We start from the raw sequence: 18,393 nt of genomic DNA, 5'->3' as shown, positions 1-18,393 counted from the left end.
GGCCCGAACCCGACAGTCATGCGCAAACAAATGACAACACCCATCGTGCTGACCGGTGGGCCCGGCGCCGGCAAGACAGCGGTTATCGAGCATATTGCCCACCTTGGTTTTCGCTGTTGCCAAGAAGTCGGCCGTCAGGTGATTCAATCCCAGGTTGAGCAAGGCGGAAAGGCCGTTCCCTGGCAGGACAAAGCCGCCTTTCGTGACCGAATGCTGTTTGCCGAGCAAGCCAACCTTGCCCGCGTTGCGGACCACGAGGGTACGGTCTTTTTTGATCGGGGCCTGGTCGATGTCTATGGTTACTCGCGCCTTGAAGGTCTGACGGTTCCCCCCTCACTGGTTAGCGCCTGCGAAGCGCACCGCTACCATGACCCCGTCTTCCTCTTCCCTCCCTGGAAGGCTATCTTTACCAACGACAAAGAACGCAAACAATCGTTTGCTGAAGCCGTCGCCACCTTCGAGATCATGCAAACAGCCTATCGGCATTTTGGCTATACGCTGATGGAAGTGCCCCGAGCCCCGGTCCACATCCGGGCCGAATTCATCCTGGATCGCGTGATCCGCTGACGCTCTTTCCAGCCTGACGAGGAACCGCCTATGCGACCGCTGTTCAAGACTGCCTTGCCTCTGATCCAGGCTCCCATGGCCGGCGTGCAGGACTGGCGCCTGGCGGCCGCCGTTTCTGAAGCCGGCGGGCTGGGCTCATTGCCCGCAGGCATGCTCAACGCCAGGCAACTGGAAGAGCAACTCGCCCAGCTTGGCCAAGCGACCCGCCAACCTTACAACGTGAATTTTTTCTGCCACACGTCCCCAGCACCCAACCCGGAAGGCGAACAGCGCTGGGTAGAAACCCTGCGCCCTTACTATGATGCGTTCAGCGCCGATGCGTCGGCCATTCCCGAAGGCCCGTCGCGCAAGCCGTTTGATGCCGATTGCGCGGCGGTGCTGGCACAGTTCCAGCCCGCGGTGGTGAGCTTCCATTACGGTTTACCGGAAGACGCTTTGCTGGATCGGGTCAAGGCCACAGGCGCCAAAGTGCTGTCCAGCGCCACCACAGTTGAAGAGGCTCTCTGGCTGGAAGCACAGGGGGCCGATGCGGTGATTGCCCAGGGCCTGGAAGCGGGCGGGCATCGTGGCCATTTTCTCAGTGATGACCTGAGCCGCCAGCAAGGCACCTTCAGCTTACTGCCACAGATCGTTGACGCAGTATCGTTGCCAGTGATTGCCGCCGGCGGCATTGCCAGCCCTGCTGGCGTCCGAGCCGCCATGACGTTGGGTGCAACCGCAGTACAAATCGGCACCGCCTACCTGCTGTGCCCGGAAGCAACCACCAAACCCCTGCACCGGCAGTGGCTGAACAGTGACAAGGCCCAACACACCGCGTTGACCACGGTCTTTTCCGGTCGCCCGGCCCGGGGCATGGTCAATCAGCTCATGCAGGAACTGGATTACTTCCCGGACGCGGCACCGGCATTCCCGCTGGCAGGTAACGCCATCGGGCCATTGCGCGCCGCTGCAGAAGCACAGGGCAGTGGCGACTGTTCGCCATTGTGGGCCGGGCAGAACGCCAGCGGCTGCCGCGAGGACAGCGCCGCCACGATCACCACCTGGCTGGCAGAAGGGTTCTGATACCCCGCCCAGGCAACCACGGCTGCCATCGGCAGCGCTATGGCCCAAATTAACCTTGCGGGTAGACAGCCAACAGGCAGAATCAACAACCTGTTTACTATCACGTTTGGTAGTATGAAACGTTTCCGGCGGCCTGCCGGGCAGAAGTGGGAGCAACCGCCATGCAACGCATCAGCATTTCCAAGACCTTTCCGTTCTCCGTGGACAAGCTGTTCGATTTTCTCAGCGTGCACGAAAACCTGGAACTGATTTTTGCCCCAGCCAAAATCAAGCGTATCAAGGATGGCCAGGACAGCCCCAACGGCGTGGGTTCCACCCGGAAAATGCAGATCCTGATCGCACCTCCGTTCGAGGAAACCGTCACCAAGGTGATTCCCAACGAACGCATTGAATACGCCATCACCAAGGGCAGCCCGCTGAAACACCACAAAGGCGTCATGCGCTTTTCCGAAGCGGCCAATGGCGGCAGCCAGCTGGACTACACCATCGAATTTGAAGGCAAGCTGCCACTGATCGGCCCGATCATCAAAGCCGGCCTGGGCCAGGCCATCGACCGCGGGCTAAACAAGCTGAAGCTGTAAGCCGCACTCTGTAGGTCAGATTAGCCGCAGGCGTAATCCGACATTAGGCGATGAACTCGGCAGCAGGCTGTCGGGTTACGCCGCTTCGCGGCTAAGCCGACCTACAAACGTTTCTCTAAAACCCTCATAAAAAAAACGCCGACGCCCTTGCTTGTGCAGACGTCAGCGTTAAACCGATTACCTTTTTACTGCTTCAATGCGGGTTAGCCGTAAGCGTCACCCGCTGAGCGTTCTCAAAATGTATAGTCGAACCGCACATTGGCCCCACGCGGCGCACCGTAGAACGCCTGCCCAACGTATAGCGAGTTGTAGTATTTTTCGTCGGTCACATTGTTCACGTTCAGTGTGGTGGTCAGGTGTTTGGTCCAGTCGTAACTGGCCATCAGGTTCACCAGCGCGTAACTGTCCTGGGTGGTTTTCGGTATACCACCGGTGCCGCCACGATAGATGCTGTCCTGCCAGCTAACCTGCACACCGGTTTTCAGTTTCTGAATGGCTGCCGGCCGGTAAGTGGTCGATAGACGGAAGATTTCCCGCGGGGTATAGGTGCGAATTTCGTCACCGTCTTCATCTTCAATTTCCAGCCAGGTGTAACCACCGGCCATTTGCCAGCCGGGCAAAATTTCACCGCTGATTTCCCCTTCATAGCCAAAGCTTTCCACGTCCACACCACCGTAATAGGTGTCCGGGCCGATCATGCCAGCAGCTTCTGCCAGATTTTCCTGATCAGTACGGAAGGCAATCAAGGCGGTATAAATTCGGCCATCCTGCCATTCGGATTTCAGACCCAGCTCCTGGGTTTCGCCGGTGACCGGCTCCAGCCGCTGGCCGGTGATATCTTCTTCCGTCTGCGGGTTAAAGATTTTGGTGTAGCTGCCGTAAACGGAGTGCACATCGTTCAGGTCATAGATCAGGCCCACGTAGGGTACGGTTTCGCTGGCGCTGGCATCCTTGCTGGCGCCGTAGCCTTCACCGTCACTGGTCACGTCCACATAGCGCGCGCCGCCAATCAGGGTCAACGGATCGGCCAGGCGCAGACGGGTAGCCAGGTAGGCGCTGCGGTAGCGGTCGTCCCACTTGCTACCGCTGGTGGAGGCATCAAAAAGCGGCCTGGGGTAACTGCCGCCAAACGCCTGGTCAGGGGTAAGCGGAGTCCCAATACCGCGTCCATAATTGGACGTCTCTTCGATCCGGCCTTTGGCATAATTCGCCCCGACTACCATTTCGTGAACACGGCCGCCCACTTCAAACGGGCCACGGGCGTACAGGTCAAACACCTGCTCGCTGACTTTGTCTTCGTAGTAACTGGGGTAGGCGAACAGGCCGGTTTCATCTCTGTTCGGCGTGCCATAGACGTAGAACAGTTCGGATTCACCTTCCATCTTGCGATAGGTATAAACCGCTTTCGCTTCCCAGCCGTTATCGAAACGCTGCTGCAGCTCGGCGAACACGGATTCAGTGTTGCTGTCCCAGTAGGCCCAGTCGGCGGCGGTACTGGTTTCCACGTCGTAGTCTGTGGCGGTGCCGTCGGAATAGAACAGCGGCAGCGAGCCCCACATGGGGCTGTCGGCGTTGCTGTTCTGGTAGCTATAACCCAGTGTGAACAGGGTTGAGTCGGTCAGGTCCGCTTCCACCACACCATAGAACACACCGCGTTCATTCTCGTAACGATCCAGGTAAGAGTTGCGATCCTGATAGGCGCCAACCATACGGCCACGGACCCGGCCGTTTTCAGTCAGGCTACCGGAGGTATCCACTTCCATGCGGCGGTTATCCCAGGAACCATAAGAGGCTGAAAGCGTGGTGTGGTTATCCAGGGTAGGGCGTTTGCGCACGTAGTTAACGGTGGCGGACGGGTTGCCCAGCCCCGTCATCAGGCCATTGGAACCGCGCACGATTTCTACCCGCTCGAACAGGCTAGTGTCCATATCACCGTTAACGATTTCGTAGGGCAACGGCATGCCCAAACCATCGTACTGGTAGTTGGTGATTTCAAACCCACGGGCGTTGTAATACACCCGGTCGGTTTCGACCTGGTCCACGACAACACCCGGGGCGGCAGCCAGCGCTTCACTGACAGACACAATCTGGAAATCATCCATCAGCGTCCGGGTCACCACCGACACCGCCTGCGGCGTTTCCCGACGGGTCAATGCCAGGCCTGTGGGCGCGCTGACCGGGGTTTTCGGTTCGTAGCTCTCCGAGGTGTCGGCGAGTGTGCCCTGATTGCCCTCGGCGTTAACGCTGACTTCGGGAATTTCGTGAACGTTACTGCCGGTGGTTTCCGTCTCGGTTTCAGCCGCCAATGTGGTCAACGGCAATAGCAATAAGGTGGCCGTCAGTGAACGGCTCAGCAAACGCGCGGGTATGGTCATGGGAGTGCCTGTGGTTGTCTCTGCGATCCCCCGGCCTGAGCCTTACCGCCAATAACGTCCCTTTCGTCAGCGCGGCAAACCGGAATCCAGGCCGGGATGATAATGCAGATGCAAACCATTCTCAATACTGATATATCGATTGTTACGACGCATCGCCCTCCGACAGTAATGACTGCAGCTCCGCGCGGCCTTTGGCATCGGTTTCCACCAGCATGTCCACGTCACTGCGATGGGCGATCTGCTCCTGTAACAGGCGATCATCCAGATCACGGAAACTGCGCACCAGATCAATGGCGGTGGACTCGGGCACGCCAAGTTGCATCAGTGTCAGCCGCGCACTGAGCAGGGCAGACTCGAAGGTTTCCCGGATCACTTGATGCACACCCAGCGCATGCAGCTGATAGGCGTGGTAGCGGTCTCGGGCGCGGGCAACAATGGTAATGGCGGGAAAATGGTGGCGCACCAGCTCCACGGTTTTCAACGATGCGTCCACATCGTCCACCGCCAACACCAGTACCTTGGCATGTTCCAGCCCGGCGTTATAAAGCAGGTCCAGCCGGGTTACATCGCCGAAATACACTTCGTTGCCGTAGCGCCGCAGCATATCAATTTCGTCCGGGTCGGAATCCAGGGCTGTGAAGGGAATCTGTCGGCCCACCAGAATTCGCGCGGTGATCTGCCCGAAGCGACCCAGCCCGGCAATGACCACCTGGGGATGGTGATCGGGCATGCTTTCTTCTTCCAGATCCGTGCGCTGTGTCTGGCTGCTCGTTTTCGGCCACAGCAACGCCATCAGCTTCAGCAATAACGGCGTGCAGGCCATGGACAGCGCCACCACCAGATTCAGCTGCCCGGCGATAGCACTATCGAGCAGATTCAGTGTTTGCGCCTGAGTCAGCAACACAAAGGCGAACTCGCCCCCCTGGCTGAGCAAAATGCCGAACATGAAGGTACTGCGCCACTCGCCACCACGCAGGCGACTGATCACTATCAGCACCAATGCCTTCAGGCCCAGCAGCATCGCCAGGAAAAGGGCGATGCTGCCCGGGTGATCGAGCAGCAAACGCAGGTCCATGGTCATACCGATCGCCAGGAAGAACAGCCCCAGCAGCAAGCCCTTGAAAGGCTGAATGTCAGTTTCCAATTGTTCCCGGTAGGGCGAGTTGGCCAGCAGCACACCCGCAACAAATGCACCCAGCCCCATGGACAACCCCAGGTGCTCCATCAGCGCGGCAGAGCCCAGCACCAGCATCAGTGCACTGGCGGTCATCAACTCCCGGTTACGCAGCTTGGCCAGCCAGCCCAGCCAGGGGTTCAGCGCATACTTGCCCGCCAACACCATGGCCACCAGCGCCGCCAGGCCCGCCAGCAATTGCGGGCTGTCCTCCCCGGCCTGGGCACCGGCCAGCACCGGCAACAGCAGCAGGATGGGGATCACCGCCAGATCCTGAAACAACAAAATGGAAAACGCGGAACGGCCCTGCGGGGTACCCAGCTGATTGTTTTCCACCAGCATCTGCACCACAAACGCCGTGGACGACAGCGCCAGCGTCGCGCCGATGGCCAGGCTCTGGTTGGTGCTGAAGCCCACCAGCCAAAACCCGCCTGCCAGCAACAACGCGCTGAAGACCATCTGGCTGGCACCCAGCCCCACCAGTCGACGACGCTGCGCCCACAACTGCTGTGGGGCCAGTTCCAGCCCCACCAGAAACAGCATCAGCACCACACCTAACTCGGCAAAGTGCAGCACATCGTTCCCGCCACTGACCAGGCCAAAACCCAGCGGTCCTACTGCGATACCAGCTGCCAGGTAGCCCAGGATGCTGCCCAGCCCCAACCGCTGAAACAACGGCAACAGCACCAGTGTCGCCCCCAGCAACACCAGCGCCTGCGAGAAAAATCCGTCCACACCGATCTCCTTTTTTATCTTGGCTCATGCTAGCGGATTTGCCTGGCTCGCGTTGTTAAAAAGCGGCCACAGGCTGCCGGACGACCATCCTCAGCCCCGCAGAGAATGCGGAACGCACCATAATTGCCCAAAGGGCCTCAAGGCCTTAGTATGCCCGCTCTTTTTCTGCCCCGGATTAGTGCACACCATGAGTAAGGAAAGTGATCAGCTCCGCCAGCAACTGGTCGGTGGCCTGTTGCGGCAGCTGCATCTGGAAACCATGAGTGAGCGCTTTAATCCCCGCGTCGTGCTGGCGCTGTTCAATCTGGTCAACGGCGGCCTCAGCATTGCACTGATTGCCAGTGTGGCGCTGGTGACCCAGCAGGCGTTTATCTTCCCCTCACTGGGTGCAACGGCCTTCCTGCTGTTCCACCTGCCCCTGGCGGAAGCGGCTTCCCCACGCAATGTACTCAGCGGCCATCTGATTGGCGCCCTGTGTGGGTGGGTATCACTGTGGTTATGTGGCCTGCACGATGCCCCGGCCGCCTTTATCTCCGGCGTTGAATGGTCGCGGGTAGTCGCTGCCGGCCTGTCGCTGGGGCTCACCAGCGCACTGATGATTCTGTTCCGGGTTGCCCACCCGCCTGCTGGCGCCACCGCGCTGATCGTATCGCTGGGGCTGATGCCGGAACTGCAGCAGCTGCCGGTGTTGCTCAGTGCGGTGGCCTTGCTGGTCGGCCAGGCCTTCGTGATCAATCGCCTGGCCGGCATTCCCTATCCGGTGTGGAAATCTCGCCAACCGAGCGTCTGATCCTCTCACTTCAGTAATGAGAATGATTCCCCTTTGTGCTAGGCTGCGCCGCATTGTCAGCCCCGGTTGGATTCCCCATGCGCGCATTTCTGGTTTTGCTTCATCGCTGGTTCGGCCTTTTCATTGCCGTCTTCCTGATTATTGCCGGCCTGACCGGGGCACTGATTTCCTGGGACCACGAACTGGACGAATGGCTCAACCCACACCTGTTTAAAAGCCAGAGCCAGGGCGAACCACTTCCCATGCTGGAGCTGGTCCGCCATGTGGAAGACGCCGACCCCAGGGTGCGCGCCAGCTTCTTTGGCCTGGAAGCCGAGCCAGGCCATAACGCGGAAATCTGGGTGGATGCCCGGGAAAACCCGGAGACCGGGCAACGTTATGAACTGGGTTACGATCACGCCTTCGTGGACCCGGTCACCGGCGAAATTGTCGGCAAGCGCGAGTGGGGGAAGATCTCTCTGCACCCGGAACACCTGATGTCCTTCCTCTACAAACTGCACTTCACCCTGCATCTACCGGAATGGAAGGGCATCGACCGCTGGGGCGTCTGGTTGATGGGTGCCGCCGCCATGGTCTGGCTGTTCGATACCTTTATCGCCATGGCACTGACCCTGCCACGCAAGCGCCGCGTACAAAAGCCCGCTGGCAAAGGCTGGCTGCAGCGCTGGAAACCCGCCTGGATGATTCGCCGGGGCGCAGGCGCCTACAAACTGAATTTCGATTTGCACCGGGCCGTGGGCCTGTGGGTATTCGGGCTGCTGTTGATGCTGGCCTTTACCTCCTTCTCCCTGAACCTGTACCGGGAAATTTTCTACCCGGTCATGTCCATGGTGTCCGAAACCACCCCCGGGCCGTTTGAAACGCGCACGCCCACCGCCCTGCATGACCCGGTAGAACCCCAGGTAAGCTGGCCAGAGCTATTCTCAAAGGCCCGCACCGAAGCGGACAACCGCGGCTGGGAAGAACCTATCGGCGATACCTTCTACAGCGACAATTTTGCTGTCTTCGGCGTACGTTTCTACTACCCGGGTGAAGACCACGACAGCGGCGGCATGAAAGTGAAAAGCCTTTACTACGATGGCAAGACCGCAGAGCTGATCGGTGACGAAGTCCCCTGGGAAGGCACCGCCGCCGATGTGTTCAACCAGCTGCAATTTCCATTGCACTCCGGCCGCATCGCCGGCCTGCCAGGACGCATTATCGTATCAATCATGGGGATTGCCGTGGCCATGCTCTCCATCACCGGCCTGGTGATCTGGTGGAAGAAGCGCAAAGCGCGGGTGGCGAGCAGAAAGCGTAAACAGGAAATGGCCTTGAACTCCGCCACCTACCAATAAGCACCTGTAGGAGCACCTCTTGAGGTGCGAACCGAGCGAAGCGAGACGACAACGCTTACGTTGCTCGCCTATCTTTTCTGAAACCTGTCCAGCGCTGTTATTCCTGATCGTCCTGAGGACGATTTCCGCGCAAAGCGCGGTTCGCACCTCGAGAGGTGCTCCTACCGGAGGCTATAGCCAGACGGCGTTCCAGTACGGGTAATCTTTTAGCGAACGCACAAGGCCAGCCCGCAAAGGATTTGCGACGATATACCGCGCAATATCCCGAATATTTTCTTCTTTGCGAACCGCATGATCATGGTAACCCCGCTGCCAGAGCGATGCTCCACAAAGCCGTCCACTTCGGCCTTTCACCCGCAACATCACCTTAGACAGTGTTTCGTCATCCCCCAGCTGAAACAGCCAATGCAGGTGGTCCGGCATCAGCACATAGCAGAGCGTTGTTGTCACGCCAGACAGATCGCTCCAGAGCAGCGTCCGGCATACCAGACTGGCCAGGTGACTGTCGGAAAAATAGGGGTAACGACTCTTGGTCACCGTGGTGACATGGTAAATCCGGCCCTGCTCGGAGAATCGCCCCTGTCGCAGACGCGACCCGTGATAGATGACGGTCATGACAGGCAGCGTTACCCATCACGGCATATCACAATATAGGCGATGTCTGATGTTCCCGTAGGAGCACCTCTCGAGGTGCGAACCCCGGCATATAAATTATGCACAAACCTGTGGGTGTTGCGGAAAGGCTTCTGTTCGCACCTCGAGAGGTGCTCCTACAAAAAACGACAGGGAATCCTGCTCCCATCAACAAAAACCCCCGCGTTGCGGGGGTTTGGGGTTTACCACTTGAGGGGCGCTTCCGAGGAGCCCGGGGTGGCGGCCTGGCCGGCGGGTTGCGCCGACGCGTTTTGGGCCTGCTTGTCCGGGCGGACCCGGTCACCCACCTGCAGGGCACTGGCTTCGCCTTCCACACGGGCAATGCCATAGTCGGTGCGTACGTCGCTGATCTTGAGGGTCGCCAGCGCTTCGCCTTCCAGCTTGATGGTCATGCCGGTATCCGGGTCTTTCATTTCCCCGGCAGGGCGATACACCTTCATGATGCCGTCTTTTTCCAAACGACCCTGGCCCTGGCTAAGGAACACGGTCTCGCCGTCAACCTTGATCACCTGCACCGGATAGAGCACGTCGGTGGCATCGCCGGCGATGGCGCGGGCAATCTCGGGATAGAGAATGTCAGCCAGACGCTCCGGATGGTTGCGGTCATCAATTTTCTGCTCGCGGGCCATGGCACGGATTGTGGCTTCCGGCTTGTCCCACTCGTAGAGATCGCTCCACAGGATTTCCGTGGTGGTGGTGTCGATCAGGCGATAACGCACACGGACATAAGGGTCATAGCCGCCCATCTTGGCACCGTAGAATTCGCGATCACTGTCCCCAATCTGGAAGTCTTCGATGGTCCCCACCAGCAACAGGTCCGCGCCTTTACGCTGACCGAGACGGGCCATTTCTTCCGGCGCGATACTACCTTGGGAAACGGTCTGCAGCTCTTTTTCAATGTCGGCCAGATAAGAACGATCCAGCACCCGGAAACGCCCGGACTGGGTGAAGGCCATGGACAGATTTTCGCTCAGATCACGCTGTACTTGAGCAGCCGGCACCTTGATGTCTCCAAGGTCATAGCTTGAGGCGCGGACATCGAAAGTCGCAATGGCGATGCCGGGCAGATGCGAGCGATCCGGACCGATGGATTTGGGGCGCAGGATTTCCGCCTGCACGTCCGCCTGCCACATGCCGTCATCCACCTGTTTCACAGACTGGACTTGGTAGGTCTTGATGTTGCCCAACGTGGGCAGCTGCGGCTCCGGCACGGACGTTTCCTTACCCATCCAGGTAGAGACATCGCCCTGGGACTGGATCACCCACTCATACACATTGGTGCGGAAATTAGGGTCCACCGCCAGGGTCACACCGCCGCCCTGGCGCACGGCGGCGACCAGGGCATTGGTCATGGCCTGCTCCGGGTTATCGCCGTAACCCCGTGCGGACACGGAAACGGTTTCCGTCATCGCATGGCTGAAGGACGACCACAATAGCAGGACAAGAAAAAAGGGAGAGAAAAGACGTTTGATCATGATGACCTCCTTGCCAGTAGCGACAATCGTGTCACCACTTATATCACGAATAAGGCCGGCGTGAGCCGGAAACGGGCGGCATCGACGATACCGCCCCGGCGAACCACAAGCGGCCGGGGCAGGGTGGCCCTGCCTCCAGCCACCCCGCGGATCCGTACACGGTGGCTGTTGCCTCTTGCCGTCGCGAATGCGGCCGGTTTACAGGCCGAACAGGCTCTTGGATTTGGTCTTGCGAATTTCTTTCTCGTTGGCCCACTCGATAATCCCGGTCTGGATATTGAGCAGTTTCAGGGTGAACTTGTAGTACACGTCCTTGGTGCTGCCATCGCGCTTCACGATGGACGAGAAGTTACCGTACATCATGAACTCGGCACCAATTTGACGACCCATGGCCGCAGCGGTGCTCTGATCCACCAGGCCGGACTCGCTCTGGTAATCCAGCTGTTCGCGTACGCGCTCTACGACCGTCATGTCCGCAAAGCGGAACTTGCCGGAGTTGATCAGCTTGGACTGAATGGTGTCGGTGATGGACTCGGTGTCCACGTGCTCGGTGGTCTTGTTCTTGATGCGATCCACAAACACCACCGGGCGGCGGCTCTGGGTCATCTGTACAATGGGCGGAAACACCAGCATGTCATCGACCATCTTGCTGGCAATCATCTGCAGGTCAGTGGAACCGAAATCGGTGTTGACGGTTTCACGGCCCTGAGCATCGCCATAATCCACGGTGGAACAGCCAGACAGCACCAGGGCCGCCCCGAGCATCATCATTGAAAATACACGTACCATTCTTGTTTCTCCTTGTTCCTTGTTACGTCAGCTGGGCTGACAGTTATTCCTGCACCCAGATTTCGAAGCGCACGGCGGACGGGTTGGGGGAGACCCCCTGCACACTGTTCTGACTGCGGCCGGCCATCACCACCTGCCGCCAGGGCTGGGCTTCCGGTTCCAGTTCAAAACCGTCGGCATCAAACCATTTGAACTTGTATTGGAAGTCGAGCTGGAATTTCCAGTCATTCTCCAGCACCGCCTGAACCTGAAGCAGGTCGCCGGCGCGTTTCTGGCGAAGGTCTTCCACGGAAATGCGGCTGGAAAGCAGGCTGTTGTTGGAATACACCTTGGTAACGACTTCGCCGTCTTCGGTGACTTCCATCTGGCCTTTATTGCTGGCAGAACAAGCCGCCAGCATCAACGCTACCAGTATCGCCAACATTGGGCGTAAGAATGTCATAAGGGTCCCTCCTGAACGGGTAACACGCGAGTAATCAACTGGCCGGGAACGGCCACTGCATGAATCACGGTGAGGCCCCGGCGTACCACCGGAACCGTCAGCGTTCTATTACCTGCCGGCGTGCTGAGCACCAATGCATGCTCGCCCTGGGGCAGCTGAAACCGGGTAGCCTGGGCGTAGGCTGGCAACGTCAGCCAGCTGCGCCGGTCGGCCTGCTCACTGACCAGATTATAAATCTGTGTACTCAATGAGCCTAACAGACCGAAGTTATCATTGGCCTGTTTTTGCATATTGTATTTGGCGGTGGCTCGCAGGGTCTGGCGCACCAACATGCCGGGCATACGCTCTTTCAGATCTTTCGCGGCCAGACCACCCACGTCCGCCAGCACCACGGTTTCCCCCAGCGGCTGGCTGGCGCTATCGAGCACCCTGAGGCTGTCCGGACGCGGCTTGCTGCCAATGGCGTAGGTGGGAAAGGCCACGGAAAACACCCCGTGGATGGTCGGAATCGGCAGGGAAAACTCTTCCCGGGGCTGCACAAAACCCTGTTCGTACAATACCGCGACCATCCCTTCGTCGCTGCCTCGCAGGGCACGGGGGTTGGAGACCCGCTCCACGTCTTCCTTGATCATATCCACGCCGGGATTGATCTCCAGCGCTTTCTTGTAATCGACCAGGGCATCGTTGTATTCGCCGTGGGCTTCCCAGAAGAGAGCCGAGAGGTAAAAGGTCCAGGCGTTCTGGAAGCTGGCTTTGACGCCACCGGCTACCGCGTCAATGCCGTCGAAGTAGCCGTCGAACTGGTTCAGGTCGATCTTGTTTTCTTCGGCCTCTTCTTCCGCCTTGGCAATTTCCTTTTCCCGCTTGTTGGCGGAAACCCGCTGCTCCAGGGCCGCCGCCCGCAATTCCACCGCGGTACCGGTGACATCATTCTCGGCCCAGTAATTCATGGCCTGATAGGCACGGGTGAAGATGCGCTCGTAATCCGGCGCCACATAAGGGCGGGCGTTATCGTTGGTAATCAGCGAGGTGCCGCTGGCAGCCAGGGAAGACACCTGGATTTTCGCGCTGGCGTCTTCCGCATCGTACTTGGACACCACATCGGCAAAGGCATTGCGGCTGGCTTCACCTTCCCCATTGAGCTGTGTGACGCGCCCCAGTTCCTGAAGATAGAGTACCCCATCGCCCCCGGCGGTGGCCTTCTCCAGCTTCAATGTGGTCCCTGAACTGGCGGCCTCATTCCCCAATGTGGCCTTCCATTTCTCTGCCTGGCTAGGGTAGGACACGAACAGGGAGTTCGTGGCACAGCCGCTCAGCATCGCCAATAACGCGACAGACAGGCATCCCTTCCTGAAGAAATTCATGATCTTAGTGTACGCCCCAAGAAAAAAGCCGAAGCAGGCAAGTTAGCCTGACTCCGGCTTTTTGTCGAGCAGTTCACATCCTGCTGGCACATTATGCCAACATTTGTATCCCGCTATTTCGACTAGAACAGCACCCGGGTGCGGATGGTGCCGTCAATGGTGCGCAGCTTCTCCAGCGCCAGCTGGCTGTAGCCCTTATCCACATCGATCACCACGTAACCAATCTCTTCGTTGGTTTGCAGGTACTGGCCACAGATGTTGATGCCGTTCTCGGAGAAAACGGTGTTGATCTGGGTCAGCACGCCGGGCACGTTCTTGTGGGTGTGCAGCAGGCGGTGCATGTCCGGGTGCGGCGGCAGGGCCACTTCCGGGAAGTTCACCGCGCCCAGGGTGGCGCCGTTATCGGAATAACGGATCAGCTTCTCGGACACCTCGGTGCCGATGTTCACCTGCGCTTCCTTGGTGGAGCCACCGATGTGCGGGGTGAGGATCACATTATCGAATTCACGCAGCGGGCTGATGAACTCATCATCATTGCCTTTGGGTTCTTCCGGGAACACATCAATGGCGGCGCCCAGCAGGTGGCCGTCTTTCAGGGCCGCCGCCAGCGCGTCGATATCGACGACTTTGCCGCGGGCGTAGTTGATCAGGTAGCCCTTGGGCTTGATCGCACGGATCTGCTCTTCCTGGATCATCCAGCGAGTGTCGGCGGTGTCCGGCACGTGCAGGCTGACCACATCAGACTGGGCCAGCAGGTCGGTGAGCGTGCCCACCTGTTCCGCGTTGCCCAGTGGCAGCTTGGGCACCACGTCGAAGAATTTCACCTTCATGCCCATGGATTCGGCCAGCACGCTCACTTGCGCACCAATGTTGCCGTAACCCACGATCCCCAGGGTCTTGCCACGGATTTCGTAGCTGTCCTTGGCAGACTTCAACCAGCCGCCACGGTGGGCAGAGGCGTTCTTCTCGGGAATCCCGCGCATCATGTTGATGGTGTGGGCAATCACCAGCTCCGCCACGGAACGGGTATTGGAGTAGGGCGCGTTGAAGACCGGGATACCACGCTTGAGAGCGGACTTCAGGTCCACCTGGTTGGTACCGATACAGAAACAGCCGACGCCAATCAGTTTTTCCGCCGCCTCGAACACCTCGTCGGTGAGCTGGGTGCGCGAACGAATGCCGACAAAGTGGGCATCCTTGATTTTGGCAATCAGGTCATCCCCGGTAAGCGCAGTGGGCAGCAGCTCCACATTGGAGTAACCGTTCGCTTTCAGGTTCTCCACGGCGTTTTCGTGGATGCCCTCGAGCAGGAGAACGCGGATCTTATCCTTCTCAAGAGAAGTATCGGCCATGATTCTGTCTCGGTAGCCTGTGAAATGGGCGCGTATGTTAACATAGCGCGCTCAAATTGAGAGCAACCCATGCTGTACTTCTGCTCAAGTCAGCGTGAAGCCGTTTCAAGCCCCCGGTTAGACCCGTTCAGGAGACCTGTTGATGACTGCCCTTGCCCACGCTGCACTGGAGCAACTGACTGATTTGCTTGGCAATCGCTGCCTCACCGACCAGGAAAGCGCCGAACGCTTCGGGGTCGACTGGACCAAGGTGTGGGCGCCGGCCCCCTGCGCCGTAGCACTGCCCGAGACTGCGGAAGAGGTGCAACAGATCGTCGAAATCGCCAACGAGCATGGCTTGCACCTGGTGCCGTCCGGGGGCCGCACCGGCCTGTCCGCCGGCGCGGTCGCCGCTAATGGCGAACTGGTAGTGGCCTTCGATCGCATGAACAAGGTGCTGGATTTCAACGAATTCGACCGCGCCGTCACCGTTCAGCCCGGCGTCATCACCCAGCAGCTGCAGGAATTCGCCGAAGAAAAGGGGTTGTTCTACCCGGTGGATTTCGCCTCCGCCGGCTCCAGCCAGATTGGCGGCAACATCGGCACCAATGCCGGTGGCATCAAGGTGATCCGCTACGGCATGACCCGTGACTGGATCACCGGCCTGAAAGTGGTCACCGGCAAGGGCGAGCTGCTGGACCTGAACAAGGGCCTGATCAAGAACGCCACCGGCTACGACTTCCGCCACCTGTTTATCGGCTCCGAAGGCACTCTGGGCTTCGTGGTAGAAGCCACCGTCAAACTGACTCGCCAGCCCAAGGACCTGACCTGCCTGGTGCTGGGTGCCCCGGGCTTCCGCGAAGTGATGAAGATCCTGCATGCCTTTCAGCAGGACATCGACCTGACCGCCTTCGAATTCTTCTCCGACAAGGCCATGGCCCACGTACTGGCCCACGGCGTGCCCAAGCCCTTCGACACCGAGTGCCCGTTCTACTGCCTGTTGGAATTCGAACAGCTATCCGAACAAATCGGAGAGCAGGCCATGGCCATCTTCGAAAAATGTGTCGAGGAAGGCTGGGTGCTGGACGGCGTCATGAGCCAATCCCTGCAGCAGCTGGACCAGCTGTGGCAGCTGCGTGAGCGCATCTCCGAATCCATCGCCCCACACACCCCGTACAAGAACGACATCTCGGTGAGCATCGCCAAGGTGCCGGACTTCGTGGAAGACGTGGACACCGTGGTGCAGGACGCCTACCCGGATTTCGAAATCGTCTGGTTCGGCCACATCGGCGACGGCAACATGCACCTCAACATCCTCAAGCCGGCGGATCTGCCCAAGGAAGACTTCTTTGCCAAGTGCAATAACGTCTCCAAATGGGTGTTCGAAATCGTCGAAAAATACAACGGCTCTATCTCTGCCGAACACGGCGTGGGCATGACCAAGAAGCCCTACCTGGAATATTCGCGTAGCCCGGAAGAAATCGCCTGCATGAAAGCCGTGAAGCAGGTGTTCGACCCCAATAACGTGATGAACCCCGGGAAGTTGTTCGATGTTTGATGAGATCAACGAAGTCCAAATCGACCCGAACGGTTACCAACATCGCTGGATCGACGGCTCCGCCATGAACATGCCGGTGGGCAAGGTCGTCTGCGTGGGCCGCAACTACGCCGACCACGCCAAAGAGCTGGGCAATGACGTGCCGGATTCCCCCCTCCTGTTCATGAAACCCGCCACCGCCCTGGCCAGCCTGCACGAACCGCTGGTGCTGCCCGAAGGGCTGGGGCCGGTACACCACGAAGTGGAAATGGTGGTACTGATCGGCAAGCGCATCCGCAAGGAAACCCGCCTGGATCACATCCGCTTCAGCGTCGCCGCCTACGGCATCGGCCTGGACCTGACCCTGCGCGAACTGCAAAACCAGCTAAAAGAAAAAGGCCACCCCTGGGAGCGCGCCAAAGCCTTCGACGGCGCCGCCCCGGTGTCCGGCTTTATTGATGCCCGCGGCATCTCGGTACGCCAGGATCTCGGCGTCACCCTGGAAATCAACGACGAAGTAAAACAACACGGCCACACCGGCCTGATGCTGTTCCCCACCTTCGAACTGCTCGCCGAAATCAGCCAGAGTTTCACTCTGGAACCCGGCGATGTGGTCTTCACCGGCACACCCGCCGGCGTCGGCCCCCTCACCAGCGGCGACAAGTTCACCGCGCGGCTGGGGAATATTATTCAGGTGTTTGGTTCGGTGGCCTGACAGAAACCACCGCAAGGCCAGCCACAAAGCAACCTTTGCTTCTTTCCAGGGTCTATTCCGTTAACGCAACGGGAGAGGGTTATGGAATCAAAAGGGTTGTGGTTATCCGTATTGGGTACCGTGTTGATGGCGGTGCTGGGCTTCGGGTTTGCCCACCTGGCCGAATCCGACGCGATTTTTCTGGACGGGGTGTTTTCTCTCGTCAGCTTCATCATGTCCCTGCTGATGGTTTATGTGTCGCGGCTGCTGCAACGTAATGCAGACCACCGCTTTCAGCTGGGCTACGCCAGCTTTGAGCCCGCCTTCAACGTGCTGCAAAGTCTGGTGATTCTGGGCGTGCTGACCATGGCACTGGCCTCTGCGCTGGCAGCCCTGAGCGGGAACGGGCGCCTATTGCAACCGGGGGTGGCAACGATCTACGCCGTGTTGGCCACGGCGGGCTGTCTGGCCGTATATCTGCGCCTGCGCACGATTGCACGCGACACCGGTTCCGAGCTGGTACGGGTGGATGCTTTTGTGTGGCTGATGGATTGCATACTCAGTTCGGTGGTGCTGGCGACCTTCCTGGCCGTGTGGCTGCTTGGCGAACACCTGGGTGACTGGCTGCCCTATGTGGATTCGTTGATGGTAATCGTGATGGTGCTGATCATGCTGCCGGTGCCGCTGCGAACGCTCTATCGCAACCTGATGGAAGTGCTGCTGGCCGCCCCCTCGCAACAACAACAGGAGCAGGTGCACGCCGATTTTCGCCGAGCCATGGTGGCACTCCCCGCGACGCGCTGGTCCCTGCGGATGAGCAAGACCGGGCGCATGCTGTATCTGCAGGCCAGGGTTCTGTTGGAAGAGGGCGAGCAGCACAACGATGCCTTACAAGCCGACCTCTGGCGTCGCCACTTGCAGGACGTTCTGGCGCCGCAATACCCCGATCTTGAGCTGGATGTGATGTTCACTGCGGATCCCAACAACTTGCAGCCTGGAACTGGGCAGCCCGCATGACGCACACCGGTCTTTCTGGCCGCAACAGCGACGTGAAACACCATGGTTGCCTCCCCGGTGCTGTGTGAGGATCCCTTATCCACCCATAACCACAGCCAGATAACGGGAGAGAACCATGATTGGTATTACCGCTGTCATGTCCGCCACGCCGGGTAACGGCGACGCCCTGGTCGCAGAAATGAAAAAGATCGCCGCCGAAGTGGTGAAGGAAGCCGGCAACCACTGCTACCTGGTGCACCAGTCCGTGGACGATGCGGATACGGTGCTGATCTACGAACAGTACACCGACCAGGACGCGATTGCGGCCCACCAGGAAAACATGAAAGCCCTGGGTGGCGGCCTCAAGGGGCTGCTCGCCGGGCGCCCGGATGTGAAACTGTTTACGCTGGAAGGCTAAATACACACCCGCCAGGGGCCGGTTGTCACCCAAAGGCCCCATTCCTCCGTGCGCACTTCCCTCAATCTCTCC

Annotated in this window: 17 protein-coding genes; 9 read left to right on the top strand and 8 right to left on the bottom strand. The window is 59.1% G+C overall.

Annotation, left to right across the window (positions count from 1 at the left end):
- Window positions 1–18 precede the first annotated feature (18 nt).
- From CL546_RS02915 to CL546_RS02905, 3 genes are all read left to right on the top strand, one after another.
- Window positions 19–567, top strand: a complete 549-nt coding sequence (locus CL546_RS02915) for an AAA family ATPase (protein ID WP_290492936.1) — start codon at window positions 19–21, stop codon at window positions 565–567.
- A 30-nt stretch (window positions 568–597) separates the two neighbouring features.
- A complete protein-coding gene (locus CL546_RS02910; RefSeq protein ID WP_290492935.1) occupies window positions 598–1,629 on the top strand; it encodes an NAD(P)H-dependent flavin oxidoreductase in 1,032 nt (343 codons plus the stop codon).
- A 161-nt stretch (window positions 1,630–1,790) separates the two neighbouring features.
- Entirely contained in the window at window positions 1,791–2,210 is a 420-nt protein-coding gene (locus CL546_RS02905; protein ID WP_290492934.1) for an SRPBCC family protein, read from the top strand.
- Between the two features lie 233 nt (window positions 2,211–2,443).
- Here CL546_RS02905 and CL546_RS02900 read toward each other — a convergent pair whose 3' ends face one another.
- Window positions 2,444–4,585 (bottom strand): TonB-dependent siderophore receptor, encoded by a 2,142-nt coding sequence (locus CL546_RS02900; protein WP_290492933.1) that lies wholly within the window; start codon window positions 4,583–4,585, stop codon window positions 2,444–2,446.
- A 142-nt stretch (window positions 4,586–4,727) separates the two neighbouring features.
- Entirely contained in the window at window positions 4,728–6,494 is a 1,767-nt protein-coding gene (locus tag CL546_RS02895; RefSeq protein ID WP_290492932.1) for a monovalent cation:proton antiporter-2 (CPA2) family protein, read from the bottom strand.
- A 187-nt stretch (window positions 6,495–6,681) separates the two neighbouring features.
- Between CL546_RS02895 and CL546_RS02890 the strand changes: the two genes are divergently transcribed.
- Window positions 6,682–7,284: an HPP family protein gene (locus CL546_RS02890; RefSeq protein ID WP_290492931.1), complete on the top strand. Its 603-nt coding sequence runs from the start codon at window positions 6,682–6,684 to the stop codon at window positions 7,282–7,284.
- Window positions 7,285–7,361: 77 nt separating this feature from the next.
- Entirely contained in the window at window positions 7,362–8,621 is a 1,260-nt protein-coding gene (locus tag CL546_RS02885) for a PepSY-associated TM helix domain-containing protein (RefSeq protein WP_290492930.1), read from the top strand.
- Window positions 8,622–8,792: 171 nt separating this feature from the next.
- Here the strand turns inward: CL546_RS02885 and CL546_RS02880 are convergent, their stop codons facing one another.
- The 6 genes from CL546_RS02880 to serA form a co-directional block, all read right to left on the bottom strand.
- On the bottom strand, window positions 8,793–9,236 hold the full coding sequence (locus tag CL546_RS02880; RefSeq protein ID WP_290492929.1) for an REP-associated tyrosine transposase: 444 nt from the start codon (window positions 9,234–9,236) through the stop codon (window positions 8,793–8,795).
- Between the two features lie 221 nt (window positions 9,237–9,457).
- Window positions 9,458–10,750, bottom strand: a complete 1,293-nt coding sequence (locus CL546_RS02875; protein ID WP_290492928.1) for a CsgG/HfaB family protein — start codon at window positions 10,748–10,750, stop codon at window positions 9,458–9,460.
- A gap of 198 nt (window positions 10,751–10,948) precedes the next feature.
- Window positions 10,949–11,539, bottom strand: a complete 591-nt coding sequence (gene lpoB / locus CL546_RS02870; protein WP_007149918.1) for a penicillin-binding protein activator LpoB — start codon at window positions 11,537–11,539, stop codon at window positions 10,949–10,951.
- Window positions 11,540–11,582: 43 nt separating this feature from the next.
- Window positions 11,583–11,981 (bottom strand): YcfL family putative periplasmic lipoprotein, encoded by a 399-nt coding sequence (locus tag CL546_RS02865; protein WP_039926612.1) that lies wholly within the window; start codon window positions 11,979–11,981, stop codon window positions 11,583–11,585.
- Complete coding sequence (locus CL546_RS02860) at window positions 11,978–13,345, bottom strand: COG3014 family protein (RefSeq protein WP_290492927.1); 1,368 nt, start codon at window positions 13,343–13,345, stop codon at window positions 11,978–11,980. The genes CL546_RS02865 and CL546_RS02860 overlap by 4 nt, the downstream gene beginning before the upstream one ends.
- Window positions 13,346–13,467: 122 nt before the next feature.
- Window positions 13,468–14,697, bottom strand: a complete 1,230-nt coding sequence (gene serA, locus CL546_RS02855) for a phosphoglycerate dehydrogenase (RefSeq protein ID WP_290492926.1) — start codon at window positions 14,695–14,697, stop codon at window positions 13,468–13,470.
- A 142-nt stretch (window positions 14,698–14,839) separates the two neighbouring features.
- Between serA and CL546_RS02850 the strand changes: the two genes are divergently transcribed.
- The 4 genes from CL546_RS02850 (at window position 14,840) to CL546_RS02835 (ending at window position 18,321) form a co-directional block, all read left to right on the top strand.
- Window positions 14,840–16,234 (top strand): FAD-binding oxidoreductase, encoded by a 1,395-nt coding sequence (locus CL546_RS02850; protein WP_290492925.1) that lies wholly within the window; start codon window positions 14,840–14,842, stop codon window positions 16,232–16,234.
- The gene (locus tag CL546_RS02845) at window positions 16,227–16,928 is read left to right on the top strand and encodes a fumarylacetoacetate hydrolase family protein (RefSeq protein ID WP_290492924.1); all 702 of its coding nucleotides are present in this window, start codon (window positions 16,227–16,229) and stop codon (window positions 16,926–16,928) included. The genes CL546_RS02850 and CL546_RS02845 overlap by 8 nt, the downstream gene beginning before the upstream one ends.
- Window positions 16,929–17,009: 81 nt before the next feature.
- The gene (locus CL546_RS02840; RefSeq protein WP_290492923.1) at window positions 17,010–17,924 is read left to right on the top strand and encodes a cation diffusion facilitator family transporter; all 915 of its coding nucleotides are present in this window, start codon (window positions 17,010–17,012) and stop codon (window positions 17,922–17,924) included.
- A 115-nt stretch (window positions 17,925–18,039) separates the two neighbouring features.
- Window positions 18,040–18,321 (top strand): putative quinol monooxygenase, encoded by a 282-nt coding sequence (locus CL546_RS02835; RefSeq protein WP_290492922.1) that lies wholly within the window; start codon window positions 18,040–18,042, stop codon window positions 18,319–18,321.
- Window positions 18,322–18,393 lie beyond the last annotated feature (72 nt).

This window comes from Alcanivorax sp., assembly GCF_002726155.1.
Classification (GTDB): domain Bacteria; phylum Pseudomonadota; class Gammaproteobacteria; order Pseudomonadales; family Alcanivoracaceae; genus Alcanivorax.
The sequence above is the reverse complement of the archived record's forward strand: the minus strand, read 5'-3'. Positions and strand labels throughout refer to the sequence as shown.